Raw genomic sequence first — 21,513 nt, forward strand, 5'->3', positions numbered from 1 at the left:
TCGGATGCCCCGCAAGGCCTTCCTGTAAAAAAGTTTCAGGCACGTGACGAGGCCGTGACGGGCCAAGGCAGGCAAGCTGTCCACCGGCGTTCTCCACAGGCCCGAACGGCGAGGGCCTGTGGATAGAAAACAGGAGGGGCAGAGACGACAACGCCCGCGCGCGGCGGGCGTTGGCAGGGCAACTGACTTGTCATCAGTCGCTCTGGGAGCTAGTGGAATGACTCAGCGTAGCGTCACCCGGGCATAGCGCTTCTTGCCTGCCTGGATCACGTAGCTTTCGCCGGTATCGAGCATGAGATCCTTGGCCGCTACTTCACCGTCGACCTTGACCCGACCGTTGCCGAGCATGTCCTTGGCCTGGGCACTGTTGTTGGCCAGGCCTGCCCGGTTGAGCACTGCCGCGATGGGTGCCTGGGTACTGCCTTCGAAGTCGACTTCCACCTCGGGCAGGTCTTCGGGCAGCTCGCCATCGGCCAGGCGGTTGCCAGCCGACTTGTGTGCGCTGGCCGCGGCTTCTTCACCGTGATAACGCCCGATCAGCTCACGCGCCAGGACCATCTTGATGTCGCGCGGGTTGGCTCCGGTCTCGACGTCACGCTTGAGCGCTTCGATCTCCTCGTTCGACTTCAGCGAAAGCAGTTCGAAGTAGCGCCACATCAGGCTGTCGGGAATGGAAACGAGCTTGTTGAACATCGAGCCTGGCGCCTCGTCGACGCCAACATAGTTGCCCAGCGACTTCGACATCTTCTGCACACCGTCGAGCCCTTCGAGCAGCGGCATGGTAATGACCACCTGGGGCTCCATACCGAAGTGCTTCTGGATCTCACGCCCCATCAACAAGTTGAACTTCTGGTCGGTGCCTCCCATCTCGATGTCGGCATCGAGGGCCACGGAGTCGTAACCCTGCACCAGCGGGTAGAGAAACTCATGAATGGAGATCGGCTGACCGGATTTGTAGCGCTTGTCGAAGTCGTCGCGCTCGAGCATGCGCGCCACGGTGCTCTGGGCCGCCAGCTCGATCATCTTGGCCGCGGTTAGCTCGCCAAACCATTCGGAGTTGAAGCGCACCTCGGTCTTCTCTGGATCGAGGATCTTGAACACCTGCTCCTTGTAGGTCTGGGCGTTGGCACGCACTTCGTCCTCGGTGAGCGGCTTGCGGGTGACGTTCTTGCCGGTGGGGTCGCCGATACGTCCGGTGAAGTCGCCGATCAGGAAGATGATCTGGTGACCGAGATCCTGGAACTGACGCATCTTGGTCAGTAGAACGCTATGGCCGAGATGGAGATCGGGAGCCGTGGGGTCGAAGCCCGCCTTGATGCGCAGCTTGCGGCCGGACTCGAGCTTCTTGATCAGCTCCTCCTCCAGCAAAATCTCCTGGGTGCCTCGCTTCAGCAGCGCCAGTGCGCTTGCGACATCACTCATCTTCTCCCACTCCAAATACGTTGTTCGCCCGTGCGGGCAGGGGCCATTAAATGGGGCACGATGTTAGCATGACTTGACGCCCCGCGGGGCGACCACGTTAGGGAGAGAAAAGATGGCACTGTTCGTGGGCTTGATGTCCGGCACCAGCCTGGATGGCATCGATGCCGCCTTAGTGGAAATTGATGCAACAAGCCCGCCGCGGCTGCTCGCCACACATGCGGTAGCGATGCCCGAATCTCTGCATGAGCGGCTGTTGCAACTTTGCCAGGCCGAGCGAGTTGCCTTCGCCGGACTGGCCAGCGCCGAGGATGCCTTCAGCCGGCTGCAGGCCGCTGCCGTCCTGCAGTTGCTCGAAGCCAAAGGCATCGCTGCCGAGCAAGTCACCGCCATCGGCAGCCACGGCCAGACCATCGAGCACGCTCCCTGGGGTCACGCCGAGGGCCCCGCCTATACGCTTCAGCTCGATAACCCCAGCCTGCTGGCCGAGCTGACCGGGTGCCAGGTCGTGGCGGACTTCCGCCGGCGCGACCTGGCCGCCGGCGGTCAGGCCGCGCCCCTGGCACCGGCCTTCCACGAAGCGCTGTTCCGTCGTACGGGACAGTGGCAGCTGGTGCTCAACCTGGGCGGCTTTGCCAACCTGACGCTGCTGCCGCCAGCCGAAAGCGAAGTCGCGGTAATCGGCTTCGATACCGGACCTGCCAATGCCCTGCTCGATGCGTGGCATGCCCGTCATCGTGGCGGGCGTTTCGACACCAACGGAGATTGGGCGGCATCGGGCCAGGTAGATGAGGCGCTCCTGGAACGCCTATTGAGCGAGCCTTTCTTTCATCGCCCACCGCCACGCAGCACCGGCCGGGAGCTGTTCCACCTAGACTGGCTCCAAGGCCACCTGAGAGGCAAAGAGAACCCCGTTGACGTACAGGCAACCCTGGCGGAACTGACCGCCACCAGCGTCGCCCTGGGTATCGAAATGGCGCGGGAAATCACCGCCGCACCAGCGGCCTCAGCGCTGATTCCCTGTGGCGGCGGTGCGCGCAATCACGATCTGCTCGGCCGCCTGGCCCGCCACCTGCCCGAGACCGCCCTGGTGCCCAGCAGCGACTGGGGCTGGCCGGCCGATTGGCTGGAGGCCGGTGCCTTCGCCTGGCTCGCCTGGCGCCGTCTAGAGGGGCTGCCCGGCAACCTACCCAGCGTCACCGGCGCCGCCGGACCACGCGTACTCGGCGGCGTCTATGCCCCCTGATCGCTCTAGAAGTCGTCGTCGTTGCGTAGCGATAACCGCTGGGCACTACTCTGAGCCTTGGCCAGCACGTCGCTCTTTTCGTCGCCGTACTTGATCATCATGCGCAGCTCATTGGCCGAGTCGGCGTGCACCATGGCCACCTCCTCGCTGATCTTGCCCGCCTTGTAGAGGTCGAACAGTGCCTGGTCGAAGGTCTGCATGCCCTGGTCGCGCGAGCGGGCCATGACGTTCTTGATCTCACCCACATCGCCCTTGCGAATGAGGTCGGCGATCAGCGGCGTGCGCAGCAGGATCTCGATGGCCGGGCAGCGCCCGCCGTCACGGGTGGGCAACAGTTGCTGGGCAACGATGGCATGCAGGTTGAGCGACAGATCGAGCCAGATCTGCTCGTGCCGCTCATGGGGGAAGAAGTGAATGATGCGGTCCAATGCCTGGTTGGCGTTGTTGGCGTGCAGGGTCGCCAGGCACAGGTGACCCGTCTCGGCGAAGGTCAGGGCGTGCTCCATGGTTTCGCGGGTGCGCACCTCGCCGATCAGGATCACGTCCGGCGCCTGGCGCAGGGTGTTCTTCAGCGCTACCTCGAACGATTCGGTATCGATGCCCACCTCGCGCTGGTTGATGATCGCCTTCTTGTGCGGGTGCACGTACTCGATGGGATCCTCCACGCTGATGATGTGACCACCCACGGTCTCGTTGCGTTGCTGGATCATCGATGCAAGGGTGGTCGACTTGCCGGTGCCGGTGCCGCCGACCACGAACACCAGGCCGCGCTTCATGTTGGCCAGCTCGCCCAGTTGCGGGGGTAGCGAGAGTTCCTCGAGATGAGGAATCTCGTAGGCGATGCGGCGGATGACCATGGCCCACTGGTTGCGCTGCTGAAAGGCACTGACCCGGAAGCGCCCACGGCCGGAGAGGCTCAGCGCAAAGTTGGCCTCGCGCTCCTGCTGAAAGCGCTCCCTGAGCCCCTCCGGCAAGGCCACGTTGACCAGCTCGCGGACCTGTTCCACCGAGAGACGCTGATCGCCAAGAGCGGTGAGCTTGCCGGCGGTCTTGATCGTGGGAGGCGCCTGCACCGAGATCAGCAGGTCCGAGGCCTCCTGGCGGGCCATGATATCGAGCAACTGCTCCAACCATTCTTGTGCTTTCATCTCCCGCTCCTCTCCGATAGCTTGGTGCTCAACCGGTCAGCGCACTCTTGGCGCGGGCCTGGGCCTCATCGCGATTGACCACATTCTCGGCCACCAGCTTGGCCAGGGCAGCGTCGAGGGTCTGCATACCCTGGCTGCCACCAGTCTGGATAGCCGAGTAGATCTGCGCCACCTTGTCTTCACGAATGAGGTTGCGCACCGCTGCATTGGCGACAAGGATCTCGTGGGCCGCCACGCGGCCGCCGCTGCGGCGCTTGAGCAGCGTCTGGGAAATCACCGCCTGCAGCGACTCAGAGAGCATCGAACGCACCATGGCCTTCTCCTCGCCAGGGAAGACGTCGATGATACGGTCGATGGTCTTGGCCGCCGAGGTGGTATGCAGGGTGCCGAATACCAGATGACCGGTTTCCGCCGCGGTGAGCGCCAGACGGATGGTCTCGAGGTCGCGCATCTCGCCGACCATGATCACGTCGGGATCCTCGCGCAAGGCGCTGCGCAGCGCCTGGGCGAAGCCATGAGTGTCGCGGTGCACTTCGCGCTGATTGATCAGGCAGCGCTTGCTGCGATGCACGAATTCTACCGGGTCCTCGATGGTGAGAATATGGTCGTATCGGTGATCGTTGATATAGTCGATCATGGCAGCCAGGGTCGTGCTCTTGCCCGAGCCGGTGGGACCGGTGACCAGCACCAGGCCACGCGGCAGCAGCGCCAGGCGGCGGAAGACATCGCCCAGCTCCAGGTCTTCCATGGTGAGCACTTCGCTGGGGATGGTACGAAATACCGCGCCTGCCCCACGGGCCTGATTGAAGGCGTTGACCCGGAAGCGCGCGACACCGGGGACCTCGAAGGAGAAGTCGGTCTCGAAGAACTCTTCGTAGTCACGGCGCTGGCGGTCGCCCATGATGTCGTAGATCAGCTTGCGGACTTCACGGTCTTCCATGGCCGGCACATTGAGACGGCGGATGTCGCCATCGACCCGAATCATCGGTGGCAGGCCGGCCGACAAATGCAGGTCGGAGGCGTTCTGCTTTGCCGAGAATGCCAGCAGTTCGGTAATATCCATGCGATTCCCCTGCTCCCCGGTTAAGGTTCTTGCGAGTATGACAGACCTTATGAACATGACGGACTTCATGTGGATGAGATGACGGATACCATGCTTTCCGAGTCGCTGGCCAGTGCCCGCAGGCGTCTGTCAGAGGCGTTGGCGGCGGCTGGGCGACCGGCCGATGCGGCCAGGCTGCTTGCGGTCAGCAAGACCAAGCCCGCCGGTATGGTCCGTGAAGCCTGGCAGCTGGGCCAGCGCGAGTTCGGCGAGAACTACGTGCAGGAGGCGCTGGAGAAGCAGGTCGAGCTTGCCGACCTGGACGATATCGTCTGGCACTTCATTGGCCCGCTGCAGGCCAACAAGACCCGCGCCGTGGCAGAGAGTTTCGACTGGGTACACAGCGTCGATCGCGAGAAGATCGCCCGGCGCCTGAATGACCAGCGCCCCGAAGGGTTGGGTCCGCTCGAGATCTGCCTGCAGGTCAACGTCAGCGACGAAGCCAGCAAGTCGGGTGTCGCTTTCGAGGAGCTGGAAGACCTAGCGAAAGCGGTACTCTCGATGCCCAGGCTACGCCTGCGCGGGCTGATGGCCATTCCGGCCCCGGCCGCTGACCTGGCAAGCCAGCGAGCGCCCCTGGCACGACTGCGCCAGGCCCTAGAGACGCTGCGCCAGCGCTTCCCCGAGGCACGACTGGATACCCTGTCGATGGGGATGAGCGACGATCTGGAAGCCGCCGTGCTCGAGGGCGCCACTCTGGTGCGGCTGGGCACGGCCATCTTTGGCGCACGGAGCTCCTCGCATCACTGAACGGCGCATCCGCACCGGTCCAATGCCGGGCGCACGATAACAGCAAAAGGACAGATCGCAATGGCCAGCAGAGTCACTTTCATTGGCGCCGGCAACATGGCCAGCGCCATCATCGGCGGCATGATCGACAACGGCCATCCGGCCACTGCCATCACTGCCACCTCGCCCAGCGATGCCTTCCTGGCACCGATCCATGAGCGCTTCGGTATTCGCACCAATACCGACAACGCCACAGCCGTGCGCGATGCCGATATCGTGGTGCTGGCAGTTAAGCCCCAGGTGATGCGCGACGTCTGCGAAGGGCTGCGCGATACCCTGCAGCGTCAGCGCCCATTGATCATCTCGGTGGCCGCCGGACTCACCGCCGAGTCGATGCAGGCCTGGATGGGCGGCGGCCTGCCACTGGTGCGCTGTATGCCCAACACGCCTTCACTGGTGGGTTGCGGCGCTGCCGGCCTGTTCGCCACGCCCGAGGTCAGCGCCGAGCAGCGCGACCAGGCCACCGAGCTGCTCGAGGCCGTGGGCCTGGTCGAGTGGGTGGAAGAAGAAGGCCTGCTGGATGCGGTCACCGCCGTCTCTGGCAGTGGCCCGGCCTACTTCTTCTTGATGTTCGAGGCCATGGAGGAAGCCGGGGTCAAGCTCGGCCTGCCGGCCGAAACCGCGCGGCGCCTGGCGATACAGACGGCCCTGGGCGCGGCCCGCATGGCACAAGAGAGCGAGCTGACCCCGGATCGCCTGAAGCGCAACGTGATGTCGCCCGGCGGCACCACCGAGCGCGCCGTGGAACATCTCGAGCAGGCCGGCCTGCGCAGCATGATGGCGGAGGCCATGGATGCCTGCGCCGCCCGTGCTCGCGAGATGGCAGAGGAACTCGGCAAGCGTTAGCCTTTCAGGCCGCTCGCGGTTCATCGGGAGCGGCGATCTTGACGACATGGAGGAGCCCACATGGGCCAAATGGGAAATGCCGGCCTGCTGCTGGTCAACACCCTGATCAATATTTACCTGTTCCTGATGATGCTGCGCTTCCTGCTGCAGGCATCCAAGGCCGACTACTACAATCCCATCAGCCAGTCGGTAGTGAAGATCACCCAGCCGGTGGTGCGGCCCTTCCAGGGCTTCCTCGGTCCGGTGATGGGACGCTTCGACCTGGCGACCCTGGCCGCGGCCTTCGTGCTCAAGGCGGTCAGCATCGTGGCGATTCTGCAGATCGCCGGCATCGGCATGCCACCGATCACCCAGGTGGCGATCGGTGCCGTGGCCGCCATTGCCAATGCCATTCTCAAGATCTATTTCTTCGCTCTGATCGTGATGATCATCCTGAGCTGGGTTGCCCCCAACGCGAGCCACCCCGGAGCCCTGCTGGTCATGCAGTTGGTCGAGCCGATCATGGCACCGGTGCGTAAGGTCATCCCACCGTTGGGCATGATCGATCTGTCACCTATCGTGGTCTTCATCGCCATCAGCATCATCGATGGTGTCGTGGTCGGCGCACTGACTCGTTCCGCCGGCATCGCCGGCGCCCTGGTAGGCCTGTAGGCGACCCCAACGACAGGACGTAGAACGACACATGCCCGAGTTTCCCGATGACTCGGTCGGCCTGGTGACGCCGCAGACGGCGCACTTCGACGACCCCCTGGCCCTTGCCTGCGGCAGGACCTTGCCAGCCTACGATCTCGTCTACGAGACCTATGGCTCACTCAACGCCGAGCGCTCCAACGCGGTGCTGATCTGTCACGCGCTGTCGGGGCATCATCATGCCGCCGGCTATCATGACGCCGACGAGCGCAAGCCAGGCTGGTGGGACGCCCATATCGGCCCGGGCAAGTCCATCGATACCAACCGCTTCTTCGTGGTATCGCTGAACAACCTGGGCGGCTGCCACGGCAGTACCGGGCCGATCAGCGAGAACCCCGCCACCGGGCGCCAATGGGGGCCCGACTTCCCCATGGTCACGGTCAGCGACTGGGTGCACAGCCAGGCACGCCTGGCCGAGCGCCTGGGCATCGAGCGCTTCGCAGCGGTGGTCGGTGGCAGCCTGGGCGGCATGCAGGTGCTGCAGTGGACCCTGGACTACCCCGAGCGGGTCGCCAACGCCGTGATCATCGCTGCCACCCCCAAGCTCTCGGCACAGAACATCGCCTTCAACGAAGTGGCACGCCAGGCGATCCGCTCCGACCCCGATTTCAACGACGGCTGGTATGCCGAGCATGGTACCGCCCCGCGCCGCGGCCTCAAGCTGGCGCGCATGGTGGGGCACATCACCTATCTCTCGGAAGATGCCATGGGCAGCAAGTTCGGCCGCGATCTGCGCAGCCAGGATCTCAACTTCGGCTATGACGTCGAGTTCCAGGTCGAATCCTACCTGCGCTACCAGGGAGACACCTTCTCCACGACTTTCGACGCCAACACTTACTTGCTGATGACCAAGGCGCTGGACTATTTCGACCCGGCCGCAGAGCACGAGGGCGTACTGGCCGACGCCGTTGCGCCCTGCCAATGCCCCGTCCTGGTGGTGAGCTTCACCAGCGACTGGCGCTTCCCTCCATCGCGCTCCCGCGAGCTGGCCAATGCCCTGACCCGCGCCGGCAAGCCGGTGAGCTACGTCAACATCGACTCGCCCCACGGCCACGACGCCTTTCTGCTGCCGGAGCCGCGCTACCAGGCGGTGTTCGCCGCCTTCATGGCGCGCGCCGCCCGTGAGCTGGGCCTGGAGGAGACCGCATGATGCGCGCCGATCTCGAGCTCATTCATCGTTGGGTACCCGAGGGCGCCCACATTCTCGATCTGGCCTGTGGCGACGGTACCCTGCTCGAGGCCCTGGCACGCGACAAGGGCGTCAGCGGCTACGGCCTGGAGATCGACCCGGACGGCATCACCGCCTGTATTGCCAAGGGGGTCAGCGTGCTCGAACAGAACCTCGACGAGGGCCTGGTCAATTTCGAGGATGATACCTACGACCTGGTGATCATGACTCAGGCGCTCCAGGCGCTGCGCCGCCCCGACCGCATGCTCGACGAGATGCTGCGTGTCGCCAAGGAGTGCATCATCACCTTCCCCAACTTCGCCTACTGGCGGCATCGGGTACACTTGGGCATTCGCGGCTACATGCCGGTCTCCAAGTCGTTGCCCCACGCCTGGTACGATACGCCCAACATCCACCTGTCAACCTTCAACGACTTCGAGCACCTGTGTCGTGAGAAGGGGCTCAGGATCACCGACCGGGCCGTAGGAATCGGCGATCACGAGGGTCACTGGGCCACGCGGCTATGGCCCAACCTGTTCGGCGAGATCGCGATCTTTCGCGTCGAGCGCCAGGACCGGCAGCCTAGTCAAGGAGAGCGTCAATGCTGACATGCATTCCCTTGTTCCAACGTGCTCTAGCGGCTGCCCTGCTGCTGGGGCTGATGCCGCTTTCGGGCCAGGCCCAGCAGTTTGAACAGATCGGCAATTATCAAATCCACTACAGCGCCGTGAGCACTGGCTTTCTGCCCCCGTCGGTGGCCGAGGCCCACGGCATCCAGCGCAGTCCGGCCATGGCGCTGCTCAATGTGAGCGTGCTCGAGGAGGTCGATGGCGAGCTGCGACCGGTCAATGCACCGGTCAGCGGCACGGTAGGCGAGGTTCAGGGCAACGAGCGGACACCGCTGGACTTTCGCGCCCTGCGCGAGGGCAACACTCAGTCCCAGGTGGCGGTCTTCCGCATTCGTGACGACGAGCCGATGCACTTCGCGCTCGAGGTACGCTACGACCGCAACCGTGAGCCGGCCGAGGTGAACTTCATCCAGCGCTTTCATATCGATCGTTGAACCGTGCCCGCCATTCTCGCCCATCTGCAGGATTTCGATGACGCCCCCTCACGGGGCGTTAAGCTAGCCGATGGCAGAAACGCCTTCCTCGTGCGTGTCCACGGACGGGTCAGCGCTTTCGTCAATCGCTGCCCGCACCAGCGGGTACCGCTGAACCTGCCGGATGGCCACTTCCTCGAACCGGGTGGCGAGCTGATCCAGTGCGGCATGCACGGCGCACTGTTCCTGCCCGAAAGCGGCGAATGCGTGTTCGGTCCCTGTCAGGGGCGCTTCCTGGAGCCGCTGGCAATATCAATCGACACCGAGGGCAATATCTACTTGGCGAGTGAGTGATACCGCAAGCTGGCCTCCCAGCGTGATCGACACCGGCTGCCCGTCGTGCCAGCCGACCTCGCAGCCATGGGCCACCACTTCCACCCCGCGTTCGGCTACCGCCTTGAGCGTCGCGGCATAGGCCGGATCGAGATGCGCCGCCGGCGCCACGTCGCGAATGCCGGTATGCGCCACGCAGAACAGCAGCACCGAGCGCTGGCCTTGCTCCGCCAGGGCCGCCAGCGCCAGCAGGTGCTTGCGCCCACGCTCGCTCACCGCATCGGGAAAGTAGCCATGGCCGTCCAACTCCCTGAGCGTCACCTGCTTGACCTCGACGTAGGCCGTGCCCTTATCGGCATCGTCGAGGCGAAAGTCTAGTCGCGCGCCCTCCACCTTGGCCTCGCGCTTGAGCGTGGCGTAGCCGACCAGCGACGGTACACGCCCGGCGTCCAATGCCTCCTCGACGATGCGGTTGGTGCGTCCGGTATGCACCGAAGCCAGCGCCACCCTGCCGTCGGGCTGGGTCAGCTCGATCAACTCCCAGGTCCAGGCCAGCTTGCGCGCCGGGTTGTCGCTCGGAGCCAGCCACACGCGGCAACCGGGGACGTTCACCGCCCGCATCGAGCCGGTGTTGGGGCAGTGCGCCACCACTTCACGGCCGTCGTCGAGAAGAATATCGGCCAGGAAGCGCTTGTAGCGGCGCAGCAGCACACCAGGCACCAGAACAGGATAATTCACGGCTTGCTCCCTACAGTCGTGCCAGGAAACGCTCGAGCCGGCTCACCGCCTCCTCCAGACGCGCGATGCCGGTGGTAAAGGCGATGCGCACGTGGTGCTCTCCACCGCTCACGGCAAAGTCGATCCCGGGCGTGATGGCGACGTTCTCCTCCTCCAGCAGGCGCTGGCAAAAGGCCTGGCTGTCGCGGCTGTAGCGCGAGATGTCAAGCCACAGGTAGAAGGCTCCCTGGGGTGGCAGCGACGGCACCAGGCCCAAGCGAGCCAGCCCGGCCAGCAGCGCATCGCGACGGCGTCCCAGTTCGTGGCGACGCTCCTCGAGCAGGCCTCTGCATTCGGGCGTGAAAGCCGCCAGCGCCGCGTGCTGGGCTGGCGTCGGTGCCGCGAGGAAGACATTCTGCGCCAGCCGGGTCAGCGGCTCCACGGCCTCCTGCGGTGCCAACAGCCAGCCCAGGCGCCAGCCGGTCATGCCGAAATACTTGGAGAAGCTGTTGACCACGAAGGCCTCGCTTGCAAGCGAGGCCACCGACAACGGCTCAATGTCATAGCTGAGCCCCTGGTAGATTTCGTCCACCAGCAGATAACCGCCCTTGGCTGCCACCGTATCGGCCACACTCTTTAATTGTGCCGCATCAAGCATATGGCCGGTGGGGTTGGAAGGCGTCGCCAGCATCGCCAGCCGAGTGGTCTCGCGCCAGTGACGTGAGACGAGATTGGCGTCTAGCTGCCAGCCGCTCTCCAAGCCGACAGGGACGGTGTCCACTTCGGCGCCGGCCAGGGCCATGAAGTGCCGGTTGCAGGGGTAGTTGGGGTCGGCCATCAGGACCCGGTCACCGGGGCCGACCAACAGCTGGCTGGCCAGCAGCAGCGCGCCGGAAGCCCCCGGCGTGACCAAGACGCGCCGGGGGTCGACGTCGGCGCCGAAGTGCTCGCCGTAGTGGCAGGCGATTGCCTCACGCAGTGCCGGCAGCCCCGCGGCCGGGCTGTAGCGCGTGTAGCCTGCCGCCAGCGCCGCCTGCCCGGCCGTCAATACCGGCTCCGGCGTAGGGAAGTCAGGCTCGCCCACTTCAAGGTGGATGACGTCGTGGCCGGCCGCCTCGCGTGCCTGGGCGGCCTCCAGCAAGCTCATCACACGAAAGGGGGCGACGCGGTCAACGCGTGGGTTCCACGACATGTCAGAGCTCCTGAACGCTAGATACATGACCGCCATTGGGCACTTTTTCCATTTCAGCGGTCAAAAAACCATACCATCGTTTCGCCCCTCGGGGAGGCCCCGGCCGTTTTCGTTGGGTATTGCAAAATCTGCCGAATTCCGATAAACAAGCATGCCTTTGGCGTGAGATACCTTGCACGATGGCGCAGGTATTGATCAGCAGTCACTCAAGTAATGAGGCAGTCCCATGCCAGTAGCAGACAAGAAAGCGGAAGCGCCCAAAAAATTCACCCCGTACGAGGCGGCACCGGGTGAAGAGTACATGAACGAGCAGCAGCTTGAGCACTTCCGACAGATCCTGCTGGGCTGGAAACAGGAGCTCATGGAAGAAGTGGATCGCACGGTGCGCCACCTACAGGAAGAGGCGAACAACTACGCCGACCCTGCGGATCGGGCCACCCAGGAAGAGGGGTTCAGCCTGGAGCTGCGCACCCGCGACCGCGAGCGCAAGCTGCTCAAGAAAATCAACGAGACGCTCGAGAAGATCGATGAGGACGACTATGGCTTCTGCGAAGCCTGCGGCGTCGAGATCGGCATTCGCCGGCTGGAGGCTCGCCCCACGGCCACCTTGTGCGTCGACTGCAAGACCCTGGCCGAGCTCAAGGAAAAGCAGCTCGGCGGCTGACGCCCACTCGCTGAGCATCGGCTCTCTGCGCAACGGGCACCCCTGGGTGCCCGTTTGCATGTCAGCCCCCCACGGTCAGGAGCCAGCCATGACCGGCTATCGCGGCCGTTTCGCCCCGACGCCTTCCGGCCCGCTGCACTTCGGCTCGCTGATTGCCGCCCTGGCCAGCTTTCTCGATGCGCGACGGGCCGGTGGCGAGTGGCTGCTGCGCATCGAGGACATCGACCCGCCGCGCTGCCCCGCCGGCGCGGCCGATGTCATTCTGCGCCAGCTCGAGGCCTTCGGCCTGCATTGGGACGGCCCGGTACTGTGGCAACATGACCGCGATGCAGCCTATGCCGCGGCGCTTGAGAAGCTCGAGGCGCTGGGTCTGGCCTATCCCTGCAGCTGCTCGCGCAAGCAGTGGCGCGAGCACTCGGTCTATCCCGGTTGGTGCCGCGAAGGCGTGCGCGAGCCGGAAAAACCCGTGGCCTGGCGGCTGCGCAGCGACCTCGGCCTGCGCCCGGTGGTATGGCAGGATCGTCTTTTCGGTGTGCAGCGCTTCGACCCGGCCGACCTCGGCGACGTGGTGCTCCAGCGCAAGGATGGCCTGTGGGCCTATCAGCTCGCCGTTGTGGTGGACGATGCCGACCAGGGCATCAGCGACGTGGTCCGCGGCTTCGACCTGCTCGACAACACGCCCTGGCAGCGCCAGTTGCAGCATGCGCTGGGATTGCCCGAGCCGCGCTACCTGCATTTGCCCTTGATCGTCAACCGCGACGGCCAGAAGCTATCCAAGCAGAATCTGGCCCCGGCGTTGCCATTGGAAGATCATGTTGTGCGGCCACTACTCCATCGCGCTCTGGTGGCACTCGACCAGACGCCACCCGCCGAGCTGGGCACAGCGCCGGTAGCGGAGCAGCTCGCATGGGCCAGCGGCAACTGGGAGCCGCAGCGCATCCACGCCGAGGCCCACCGCAGGGAGTGAGGAGCGCCAATGTACGTCTATCGCATCATGCTGTTTCTGGTCTTTGGCGGCTACCTGCTGTCACCGCTGCTGATGAGCGGCTGGTCGAGTCCGGGCGTCGCCTGGTATCGCCCCTTCGCCATCTGGGGCGTGCTGATTGCCTTGACGCTGTGGCTGGAGCAGAAGAGGAAACTCGATGAACGCTAGTCTTGCCAGCGTTTTTCTCCTCGGCACCGGCTACCTGCTACTGATGTTCCTTTGCGCCCTGGCAGTGGAGCGGGGCTGGCTCAGCCGCAGGGTGACGCGCCATCCTGCCGTCTACACCCTGGCACTCGGCGTCTATGCCAGCGCCTGGGCGATCTATGGCAGCCTGGAGCTGGCTGCCAGCTCGGGCTATGGCTATCTTGCCTACTACCTGGGCGCGGCGGGTGCCTTCCTGTTGGCGCCGGTACTGCTGGTGCCGATCCAGCGCATGGCTCGCACTCACCAGTTGGCCTCGCTGGCCGACCTGTTCGCCTTCCGCTTCCGCTCGCGCTGGGTCGGCACCCTGATCACCGCGATCAGCCTGCTGGCGGTACTGCCCTTGCTTGCGCTGCAGGTCCAGACCCTGGGCGACGCCATCTACTTGATGACCGGCGCCGCCTCGCCGGCCCTGCTGGCCCTGGCCCTGTGCGCCCTGATCGCGCTCTTCGCGATGACCTTCGGCACACGCCATGGCAAGGGCACCGCACGACATGACACCCTGCTGGCCGTGATTGCGCTCACCTCAGTGGTCAAGCTCGTCGCCATGCTGGCGCTGGGCGCCTTTGCCCTGTTCGTCGTCTTCGAAGGCCCCGCCGACCTGCAAGTCTGGCTGGATGGGCCAGGGCAGGCCTATCAGGCCAGCGTGGTGCAGCCGGACGCCGCACACTGGCGTACGCTGCTGTTGCTGTTCTTCGCCACGGCACTGTTGATGCCGCACATTTTCCACATCACCTTTGCCGAGACCCTGTCGCGACATACCCTGCTGCAGGCGAGCTGGTCGCTGCCACTGTTCCTGCTGCTGATGGCGATCCCGGTGCCGCTGATCCTGTGGGCAGGTCAACGGCTGGGTAGTCATGAGACGATCGGTGCCGCCTACCTGGCCTTCGGCCTGTCCGAGTCGTTCTGGGTCCAGGCACTGGCCTTCCTCGCCGGCCTGGCTGCAACCAGTGGCACCATGGTGATCATTGCCATGGCGCTGTCGGGCATGATTCTCAACCATGTGCTGCTGGTCGCCCACCCGCCCGAGGCGCAGCCCAACCTCTACCGCTGGCTGCGCTGGCTGCGGCGGGCGCTGATGGGCACGGTGATTCTCGGCGGTTGGCTGTTCTATCGCACGGTGGGCGTCCACCATGACCTGACCACACTGGGACTGGCGGCCTTCGTCGGCATGGCCCAGTGCCTTCCCGGGCTGCTGGCGCTGCTCTACTGGCCAGGGGCCAACCGCAAGGGCATGGTCTCGGGTCTGGTCGTGGGCGTGCTGGTCTGGCTCGCCGGACTGTGGCTGCCACTGCTCACGGGGTTGCCCACCCTGATCCTGATCCCGCCTGGCCTGGAGCTTCTCGCCGGCGAACCCGACTGGTACGTGGTGACCCTGGTATCGCTGGCGCTCAACGTGCTGGTGTTCATCATCGTCTCGCTGGCTACGCTCACTTCCGAGGGCGAACGCGCCGCCGCCGAAGCGTGCTCGGTGGATGCCGTGATAAGGCCCAAACGGCTGCCGCTGATCGCCACTACCGGCGAAGAGTTCAAGCAGCCCCTGGCCCAAGCGCTGGGCGAGGAAGTCGCACAGCGCGAAGTGGAACGCGCGCTCACCGACCTTGGTATGTCGCCGCTTGACGGCCGCCCCTACGCCCTGCGCCGGCTGCGTGACCGCATCCAGGCCAACCTTTCCGGACTGATGGGCCCCTCGGTGGCCCAGGACATCGTCGACCGCTACCTGCCCTACCGGCGCAGCGGCCAGGAGCCCACCGACGACATTCACTTCGTCGAGAGCCGGCTCGAGGCCTACCGCTCGCGGCTCACCGGGCTCGCTCGCGAGCTCGACGGCCTGCGCCGTTATCATCGCCGCATTCTCACTCGTCTGCCGGTAGGGCTGTGCGCCTTCGGCGTCGATGATGAGCTGCTGATGTGGAACGATGCCTTGGCTGAGCTTTCCGGCATCGATGGGGGCGGCGTCGTGGGAGCACGCCGCGACGGCCTGCCGACCCCCTGGGCCGAACTGCTGGGACGCGCCCTGGTCGAGCCCAACGACCATCTCTACAAGCAGCCGGTCGAACTCAAGGGCAGCCTGCGCTACCTGACCTTTCACCGCGCCGAGTTGCAGGCTGACGACGACGTTCGTGGCGGCACCGTGATCCTGATCGAGGATCACAGTGAAATGAAGTGGCTCGAAGACGAACTGGTGCATGCCGCACGACTGGCCTCGATCGGCCAGTTGGCCGCTGGCGTGGCCCACGAGATCGGCAACCCGGTGACCGGCATCTCGTCGTTGGCCCAGAACCTGCGCTATGACACCGATGACCCCGAGGTGCTGGAAACCGCCCATCAGATCCAGCAGTTGACCGACCGCATCTCACGCATCGTCAGCTCGCTGGTCGGCTTCGCCCATGGCGGTCGTCACGTCAATGGCACCATCCTGGCCCCGGTTTCGATTGCCGAAATCGTCGAGGAAGCCCTGCACTTGATCCAACTGGCGCGCTCAGGAGAGGATATCCGTTACCGCAATCGTTGCCCCGCCGAGTTGACGGTACTCGGCGACGCTCAGCGGCTGCAGCAGGTGATGATCAACCTGCTGAGCAATGCCCGCGACGCCAGCGAGCCGGGTAGCGAGGTGGTCGTCGATGCCGAGCCGGAAGGCGAGATGCTGAAGGTTACCGTTACCGATGAGGGGCATGGGCTCGACGACCGGGTTCGCGAGCACCTCTTCGAGCCATTCACCACGACCAAGCCGCCAGGCGAAGGCACCGGGCTAGGCTTGCCGCTGGTCTACAGCATCATTGCCGAGCATCATGGCAAGATCGAGATCGAATCACCGCCCCCAGGGCAGGAACGCGGCACCCGCATCTGCCTGTGGCTGCCCACCGAACGAGAGGATGGTGAACATACCAATGAGCCGGATTCTGATCGTTGAAGACGAAACCATCATCCGCACTGCATTACGCAGGCTGCTGGAGCGTCACGGTTATGAGATCAGCGAGGCCGGCTGCGTGGACGAGGCGCTGGCCCTGGAGCCCCGCGGCTTCGACCTGGTGATCAGCGATCTGCGTCTGCCTGGCGAACCCGGAACCGATCTGATCGAACACGCCGCACCGGTGCCGGTATTGATCATGACCAGCTATGCCAGCATGCGCTCGGCGGTGGAGTCCCTGAAGCAGGGCGCGGTGGACTACGTGGCCAAGCCCTTCGACCATGACGAACTGCTGGAGACCGTGTCCCGCGTGCTGCATCAGCAGTCGTCGCACCGTGCCCCGCCGCCCGACATCACCGATGCCGGCGGCTCGCGCCAGCAGATGATTGGCGAATGCCCCGCCATGCAGGCGGTCTACACACGCATCCGCAAGACTGCCCCGGCCGACGTCACCGTGCTGATCCAGGGCGAATCCGGCACCGGCAAGGAGCTGGTGGCACGAGCCATCCACCAGCAGAGCCAGCGCATCCACGCGCCGCTCATCTGCGTCAACTGTGCCGCCATTCCCGAGACACTGATCGAATCGGAGCTGTTCGGCCATGAGAAGGGGGCCTTCACCGGCGCCAGCGCCGCCCGCACCGGCCTGGTGGAAGCCGCCGACGGCGGCACTCTGTTCCTCGACGAGATCGGTGAGCTGCCGCTGGATGCCCAGGCCCGCCTGCTACGCGTGCTTCAGGAGGGCGAGATCCGCCGCATCGGCTCGGTGGAGACCCGCCACGTCGATGTGCGCCTGATCGCCGCGACCCACCGCGACCTGAGGGCCTTGTCCAAGACCGGCGAATTCCGCCTCGACCTCTATTACCGGCTCAACGTGATGCAGATCGACCTGCCACCGCTGCGCGAGCGCGAGGACGATATCCTGCTGATCGCCGAAGTGCTGCTGGAAAAGGCCTGCCGACGTCACCGCCGCGACGGACTGCGCCTGTCGCGGGCGGCGCACCGCGAGATCCGCGACTACCCCTGGCCCGGCAACGTCCGGGAGCTGGAGAACGCCCTCGAGCGCGGCGTGATCCTCGCCGAAGGCCACCTGATCCACCCCGACGACCTGGGCTTGAACCCGAGCTCCGCCCCCCAGCCTCGCAGTATCGTCGAGCCCAGGCCGATATCCAGCCAGCCGTTGGACGTGGAAGAAGAGACCGAAGAGGATCTTTCACTGGAGGATTATTTTCAGCACTTCGTGCTGGAGCATCAGGATCACATGAGCGAGACAGAGCTCGCCCAGAAGCTGGGAATCAGCCGCAAATGCCTGTGGGAGCGGCGTCAACGCCTGGGCATCCCACGCAAGAAGCAGGCTCGGCGCAGTAGCGCCTGACGAGCCCCCTTCTACGACTAACGTTCAAGCGCCTCGGCCGGCTCACCGAAGGCGCTTTTTCATACCCATGCAGACTCGATTGCACCAGGTGTTACCTTCCCACCCAGAATTTGCCCCGACATGGCGCAACATGGGTAACACATCAGCCATGCCGAGCAGGAGCCCATCGGGAGCATACATGTAAGCCTATGTTTTAAATTACCTAAAAAGCACCTTGGCATGTGCCGTGCAATATTCAGTGCAAGAAAAACAACATCCGGCTGCCACCCTGGCCATCAACAATAACAAGGCATAGGGGAGGCGGGGCCTGCGCCAATAATAACAATGGCAGGCTGTGAAGAGGATGCGGCCAGGGGCAACAACAACAACACGCCCCGGAGAGAGCCGCCCTTCGCTTTATTCGCCCAACAACAACAAGAGCTGAGCGAAGCACCGGATCCATCAGGACGCGACGCGCCAACCCCGGCCCAAAACAAGAACAACGGCCGCAAAAGCGCACCTTCGGCAACAACATCAACAAGCCGAAGGCAGGCATATCTCCTATGCCGTCGTGGTTGGATTATTGTTTTGAATACGAGGCGGTCGCAACCAGGAACGTCAACAATCACAACAACACTGTTTACCTGTGATTCTTGGTGACTGTGGTGCGTATTCAAGGCGATGCGCCATCACGAAGAAGAAACAGCCGCAAGGACGCAGCACCGTTTAGCTTGTCAGAGGAGGCCCAACGGCCTCCTCTTTTGCTATGCGTTTGCTATGCGCTCTCCTGCCAAGGCCGTGCACTGAATCCACCCGCCGCTTTGCAAGGTGTCGGCGGTCGGCTACACTCTACAACTTTCGCACACTGCGAGTCGAAATCGCCGCATGTTAAAAGGATTTACCCGCTTTCTGCAGAGCCCTGGCACACACCTCAGGACACTCTTCGGCCCCCAAGATGCTTCTGGAGGGCAGGCCGGCCCTCGAATCATTCCTCGCGATCAGCATCCCGTTTCGCGTCAGCACTTCAGCGAAGCGGCACTGAAGGTACTCTATCGCCTGCACAATGCCGGGTTCGAAGCCTATCTGGTCGGCGGCTGCATTCGCGATTCGCTGCTGGGCAAGATGCCCAAGGATTTCGATGTCGCCACCGATGCCACGCCGGAGCAGGTGCGCGAACTGTTTCGCAACTCACGCATCATCGGCCGCCGCTTTCGCATCGTGCATGTGCGCTTCGGCCGTGAAGTGATCGAGGTCACGACCTTCCGCGGTACCCATAACGACGATCACGGCGACCAGATCGCCCAGCAGTCGGAGCATGGCCTGCTGCTGCGCGACAACGTCTGGGGCAGCATTCAGGAAGATGCCATCCGCCGTGACTTCACCGTCAACGCCATCTACTACAGCATCGCGGATTTCTCGATCCACGACTTTGCCGATGGCATGCGCGATATCGAGTCGCATACCCTGCGCCTGATCGGCGACCCTGCCGTTCGCTACCGCGAGGATCCGGTGCGCATGCTGCGCGCGATACGCTTCGCGGCCAAGCTCGACTTCCATATTGCGCCGAGCTCGGAGGCACCGATCAAAGAACTGGCGCCACTGCTGCTGCAGATCCCGCCAGCTCGGCTGTTCGACGAAGTGCTCAAGCTGTTCATGGCCGGCAACGGCGTGGAAACCTTCCGCCTGCTGCGCCATTACGGCCTGTTCGCCATGCTTTTCCCCGAGACCGACGAGGCCATGGCCGAGCTGCCCTGGGCAGAGCCGCTCATCGAGCAGGCCCTGGCCAGCACCGACAGGCGCATTCGGGAAGAGAAGCCGGTTACACCAGCCTTCCTCTTCGCCGCCCTGCTGTGGGGCCCTGTACAGCTCCGCCAGGCCGTTCTGGAAACCGATGACATGCCGCCCATCCCGGCGTTGCAGCTGGCCTCTCAGCAGGCCCTGTCTCGCCAGCTGAAGCATATCTCGATTCCCAAGCGCTTCAGCATGCCGATGCGCGATATCTGGGACCTACAGCAACGCCTACCCCAGCGGCGCGGCAAGCGCGCCTTGCAGACCCGCGAGCATCCCCGCTTTCGTGCCGCCTATGACTTCCTGCTGCTGCGCGAAGCGGCCGGCGAGATCGAGTCCGGCCTCGGCGACTGGTGGACGGCCTATCAGGAGGGCGACGAGCACGAGCAGCGCCGCCTGCTGGAGAAAGCCGGCGCCGACACCGGTCCCAGCGGCAACGACACGCGTCGCCGCCGCCCCCGTAAACGTCGGCGGCGTGGCCCTCCCAACCCTTCATGACACCTCTTGCCGATGTCTATGTCGGGCTCGGCAGCAACCTCGCCGATCCCGTCGTTCAGGTCCGCCGTGCTCTGGATGAACTCGATTCGCTGCCGCTGACCCGGCGTGTGGCCGCCTCGCGGCTGTATGCCAGCCGCCCGGTCGGTCCTCAGGACCAGCCGGATTTCATCAATGCCGTCGCCCACCTGCGCACGCGACTCTCACCGCTGGCCCTGCTCGACCAATTACAGGCACTGGAGCAACGTCATCGACGCATCCGCCAGCGCCACTGGGGACCCCGCACCCTCGATCTCGACCTGCTACTGTACGGGAACGAGACCTTGAAGCTGCCAAGGTTGCAGGTACCCCATCGTGAAATGGAGTCCCGCGCCTTCGTTCTGCTGCCGCTCGCCGAGCTGGCGCCGCGGCTGCTGATGCCGAACGGACGCCGCATCGCCGACCTGGCGGAAACTCTTGCCACGACAGGAGAGGTCGAAGTGTTACCTGGCAACGCAAACTGAGGGGCAGGTGTTACCAGTCGACACGACCTCTGCATTCTGGTAACAATCAGGCGCAGCCTTGGCACCACTGCTCCCAGCCAGGCGCCCCGAAACATAACGAGAGCACGCCATGAAAACCGTCACGCTAAGCACGCTGCAGGCCTACAAGCGCGCAAGTGAAACCTTCAGCTGTCTGACCGCCTATGACGCCTCCTTCGCGCGCACCGCCGCCAATGCGGGCATCGAGGTGCTGCTGGTCGGCGATTCTCTTGGCATGGTGCTGCAGGGTCACGCCAGCACCCTGCCGGTGACCCTCGATGATATCTGCTATCACACCCGCTGCGTGGCAGGTGCCAAGGGTGCCAGCCTGCTCATGGCCGACCTGCCTTTCATGAGCAATGCCACCACCGATCGCATGCTGAACGATGCCGGTGAGCTGATGCGTGCTGGTGCCGAGCTGGTGAAGGTGGAAGGCGAGGCGTGGATGGCCGAAGGCATTCGTGAACTGACCCGCCGTGGCGTACCGGTGTGTGCCCACCTGGGCCTGACACCGCAGACGGTCTATCAGCTCGGCGGCTACAAGGTGCAGGGCCGCGACGCGGAGCGTGCCGCTCAGATCCTCGAAGATGCACGCACCCTGGTCGACGCCGGGGCTTCGGTTATCCTGCTGGAGTGCGTACCGGCAAGCCTCGGTCGCGAGATCACGGCAGCTCTCGACGTACCGGTCATCGGTATCGGTGCTGGCCCCGACACCGACGGCCAGATCCTCGTCATGCACGACGTACTCGGCGTTACGCACGGCCGCACCCCGCGCTTCGTCAAGAACTTCATGACCGAGGCCGACGACATCGCCGGCGCGTTCCTTCGTTATCATGAAGACGTCAAAGCGCGTCGCTTCCCGGCCGAGGAACACAGCTTCTAGTTCCGTTCGCTCCATCCCGGAG

General features: G+C 64.4%; 21 protein-coding genes. 16 read left to right on the plus strand and 5 right to left on the minus strand.

The genetic code is table 11. The features are described 5' to 3' along the window. Nucleotides 1-222: 222 nt before the first annotated feature. Nucleotides 223-1,422: a tyrosine--tRNA ligase gene (tyrS, locus tag SPH52_RS20485; RefSeq protein WP_411796894.1), complete on the minus strand. Its 1,200-nt coding sequence runs from the start codon at nucleotides 1,420-1,422 to the stop codon at nucleotides 223-225. 112 nt (nucleotides 1,423-1,534) lie between these two features. On the opposite strand from tyrS, the gene SPH52_RS20490 reads away from it, so the two are divergent. Then, on the plus strand, nucleotides 1,535-2,665 hold the full coding sequence (locus SPH52_RS20490) for an anhydro-N-acetylmuramic acid kinase (protein ID WP_411796895.1): 1,131 nt from the start codon (nucleotides 1,535-1,537) through the stop codon (nucleotides 2,663-2,665). 5 nt (nucleotides 2,666-2,670) lie between these two features. Here the strand turns inward: SPH52_RS20490 and SPH52_RS20495 are convergent, their stop codons facing one another. After that, nucleotides 2,671-3,813, minus strand: a complete 1,143-nt coding sequence (locus SPH52_RS20495) for a PilT/PilU family type 4a pilus ATPase (protein WP_411796896.1) — start codon at nucleotides 3,811-3,813, stop codon at nucleotides 2,671-2,673. A 28-nt stretch (nucleotides 3,814-3,841) separates the two neighbouring features. Further along, nucleotides 3,842-4,876 (minus strand): type IV pilus twitching motility protein PilT, encoded by a 1,035-nt coding sequence (locus SPH52_RS20500; protein WP_411796897.1) that lies wholly within the window; start codon nucleotides 4,874-4,876, stop codon nucleotides 3,842-3,844. Nucleotides 4,877-4,954: 78 nt separating this feature from the next. Here SPH52_RS20500 and SPH52_RS20505 point away from each other — a divergent pair, with 78 nt between their 5' ends. The 7 genes from SPH52_RS20505 to SPH52_RS20535 are packed head-to-tail and all read left to right on the plus strand — an operon-like array spanning nucleotide 4,955 to nucleotide 9,804. Then, the gene (locus SPH52_RS20505) at nucleotides 4,955-5,665 is read left to right on the plus strand and encodes a YggS family pyridoxal phosphate-dependent enzyme (protein ID WP_411796898.1); all 711 of its coding nucleotides are present in this window, start codon (nucleotides 4,955-4,957) and stop codon (nucleotides 5,663-5,665) included. Between the two features lie 60 nt (nucleotides 5,666-5,725). Continuing rightward, nucleotides 5,726-6,550, plus strand: a complete 825-nt coding sequence (gene proC, locus SPH52_RS20510; RefSeq protein ID WP_411796899.1) for a pyrroline-5-carboxylate reductase — start codon at nucleotides 5,726-5,728, stop codon at nucleotides 6,548-6,550. 60 nt (nucleotides 6,551-6,610) lie between these two features. Further along, entirely contained in the window at nucleotides 6,611-7,201 is a 591-nt protein-coding gene (locus SPH52_RS20515; protein WP_411796900.1) for a YggT family protein, read from the plus strand. A gap of 31 nt (nucleotides 7,202-7,232) precedes the next feature. Further along, entirely contained in the window at nucleotides 7,233-8,390 is a 1,158-nt protein-coding gene (gene metX, locus SPH52_RS20520) for a homoserine O-succinyltransferase MetX (RefSeq protein WP_411796901.1), read from the plus strand. Next, entirely contained in the window at nucleotides 8,390-9,016 is a 627-nt protein-coding gene (metW, locus tag SPH52_RS20525) for a methionine biosynthesis protein MetW (RefSeq protein WP_411796970.1), read from the plus strand. Before metX ends, metW begins: the two co-directional genes overlap by 1 nt. Further along, nucleotides 9,010-9,471, plus strand: a complete 462-nt coding sequence (locus SPH52_RS20530; RefSeq protein ID WP_411796902.1) for a DUF4426 domain-containing protein — start codon at nucleotides 9,010-9,012, stop codon at nucleotides 9,469-9,471. Before metW ends, SPH52_RS20530 begins: the two co-directional genes overlap by 7 nt. A gap of 3 nt (nucleotides 9,472-9,474) precedes the next feature. Next, the gene (locus SPH52_RS20535) at nucleotides 9,475-9,804 is read left to right on the plus strand and encodes a Rieske (2Fe-2S) protein (RefSeq protein WP_411796903.1); all 330 of its coding nucleotides are present in this window, start codon (nucleotides 9,475-9,477) and stop codon (nucleotides 9,802-9,804) included. Here SPH52_RS20535 and sfsA read toward each other — a convergent pair. Then, nucleotides 9,763-10,521, minus strand: coding sequence for a DNA/RNA nuclease SfsA (sfsA, locus tag SPH52_RS20540; RefSeq protein ID WP_411796904.1), 759 nt, complete (start codon nucleotides 10,519-10,521; stop codon nucleotides 9,763-9,765). The genes SPH52_RS20535 and sfsA overlap by 42 nt on opposite strands. 10 nt (nucleotides 10,522-10,531) lie before the next feature. Then, on the minus strand, nucleotides 10,532-11,692 hold the full coding sequence (locus SPH52_RS20545) for an aminotransferase class I/II-fold pyridoxal phosphate-dependent enzyme (RefSeq protein WP_411796905.1): 1,161 nt from the start codon (nucleotides 11,690-11,692) through the stop codon (nucleotides 10,532-10,534). Nucleotides 11,693-11,918: 226 nt separating this feature from the next. Here SPH52_RS20545 and dksA point away from each other — a divergent pair, with 226 nt between their 5' ends. The 8 genes from dksA to panB all read left to right on the plus strand — a co-directional run bounded on the left by dksA (nucleotide 11,919) and on the right by panB (nucleotide 21,491). After that, nucleotides 11,919-12,356, plus strand: coding sequence for an RNA polymerase-binding protein DksA (gene dksA / locus SPH52_RS20550; protein ID WP_111415238.1), 438 nt, complete (start codon nucleotides 11,919-11,921; stop codon nucleotides 12,354-12,356). Nucleotides 12,357-12,444: 88 nt separating this feature from the next. Beyond that, nucleotides 12,445-13,323 (plus strand): tRNA glutamyl-Q(34) synthetase GluQRS, encoded by an 879-nt coding sequence (gene gluQRS, locus SPH52_RS20555; RefSeq protein ID WP_411796906.1) that lies wholly within the window; start codon nucleotides 12,445-12,447, stop codon nucleotides 13,321-13,323. Between the two features lie 9 nt (nucleotides 13,324-13,332). Beyond that, nucleotides 13,333-13,509 (plus strand): hypothetical protein, encoded by a 177-nt coding sequence (locus SPH52_RS20560; protein ID WP_197448823.1) that lies wholly within the window; start codon nucleotides 13,333-13,335, stop codon nucleotides 13,507-13,509. Beyond that, nucleotides 13,499-16,456: an ATP-binding protein gene (locus SPH52_RS20565; protein WP_411796907.1), complete on the plus strand. Its 2,958-nt coding sequence runs from the start codon at nucleotides 13,499-13,501 to the stop codon at nucleotides 16,454-16,456. The genes SPH52_RS20560 and SPH52_RS20565 overlap by 11 nt, the downstream gene beginning before the upstream one ends. Beyond that, nucleotides 16,434-17,825 (plus strand): sigma-54-dependent transcriptional regulator, encoded by a 1,392-nt coding sequence (locus SPH52_RS20570; RefSeq protein ID WP_411796908.1) that lies wholly within the window; start codon nucleotides 16,434-16,436, stop codon nucleotides 17,823-17,825. Before SPH52_RS20565 ends, SPH52_RS20570 begins: the two co-directional genes overlap by 23 nt. A gap of 864 nt (nucleotides 17,826-18,689) precedes the next feature. Beyond that, the gene (gene pcnB, locus SPH52_RS20575) at nucleotides 18,690-20,090 is read left to right on the plus strand and encodes a polynucleotide adenylyltransferase PcnB (protein ID WP_411796909.1); all 1,401 of its coding nucleotides are present in this window, start codon (nucleotides 18,690-18,692) and stop codon (nucleotides 20,088-20,090) included. Further along, nucleotides 20,087-20,590 carry a 2-amino-4-hydroxy-6-hydroxymethyldihydropteridine diphosphokinase gene (folK, locus tag SPH52_RS20580; protein ID WP_411796910.1) on the plus strand — a complete coding sequence of 168 codons (504 nt, stop codon included), beginning with the start codon at nucleotides 20,087-20,089 and terminating at the stop codon, nucleotides 20,588-20,590. The genes pcnB and folK overlap by 4 nt, the downstream gene beginning before the upstream one ends. Nucleotides 20,591-20,699: 109 nt before the next feature. Beyond that, nucleotides 20,700-21,491 carry a 3-methyl-2-oxobutanoate hydroxymethyltransferase gene (gene panB, locus SPH52_RS20585; protein WP_411796911.1) on the plus strand — a complete coding sequence of 264 codons (792 nt, stop codon included), beginning with the start codon at nucleotides 20,700-20,702 and terminating at the stop codon, nucleotides 21,489-21,491. Nucleotides 21,492-21,513: the final 22 nt, after the last annotated feature.

This window comes from Halomonas sp. A29, from assembly GCF_046723295.1.
GTDB lineage: Bacteria > Pseudomonadota > Gammaproteobacteria > Pseudomonadales > Halomonadaceae > Halomonas.